Genomic DNA, 511 nt, shown 5'->3' with positions numbered 1-511 from the left:
CGGTATTGCGTTGCTCACACCTTAACAGGGCGTTATACGCTTTTGAGGAAATAATCCAATATGAACAAGGTAGTATTCAGAAATTGCGATGAAAATAGTCAGTATTGGGTTGCTCTAGAGAAGCTGTTTCAAACAGAATGGTCTGACTTTCTATTCGTAGATATCTATAAACCAGAAGCCAACCTTCCACCTGTGATTGTTGCTCTCAGAGACAATCAAGTTATCGGTGGACTTGCTTACTCGCGCTTTAAAGAACCTCATGGTGACTCAGAAGTCATTTGGTTTAATGCTGTTTATGTTTCACCAGAGTGGCGTGGTCAAGGTATTGCTAGTGAACTGATTAACCGAGGGGTTAGCCAAGTATCTGCTGCAACTCAAAGTAATCTGTATGCTTACACCAATTTACCATCGTTGTACGAGTCATTAGGTTGGTTAGCGGTTGACATCGAAAGTGAGCCTAATCATAAGGTTATGAAAGTTTCGTTGTAGTGTCAGCACGCGTATAACAAAC

General features: G+C 41.3%; 1 protein-coding gene. It reads left to right on the top strand.

The annotated features are described in order from the left end of the window. Positions 1 to 60 precede the first annotated feature (60 nt). Positions 61 to 489, top strand: a complete 429-nt coding sequence (locus VHA02S_RS25130; protein ID WP_038898884.1) for a GNAT family N-acetyltransferase — start codon at positions 61 to 63, stop codon at positions 487 to 489. Positions 490 to 511: the final 22 nt, after the last annotated feature.

This window comes from Vibrio harveyi NBRC 15634 = ATCC 14126 = KCTC 12724 (assembly GCF_001591145.1).
Classification (GTDB): domain Bacteria; phylum Pseudomonadota; class Gammaproteobacteria; order Enterobacterales; family Vibrionaceae; genus Vibrio; species Vibrio harveyi.
The sequence above is the reverse complement of the archived record's forward strand: the minus strand, read 5'-3'. Positions and strand labels throughout refer to the sequence as shown.

Bases quoted from the DNA above. Each gene is read 5' to 3' on its own strand.
- VHA02S_RS25130 (WP_038898884.1), top strand. From the start codon at position 61: ATGAACAAGGTAGTATTCAGAAATTGCGATGAAAATAGTCAGTATTGG.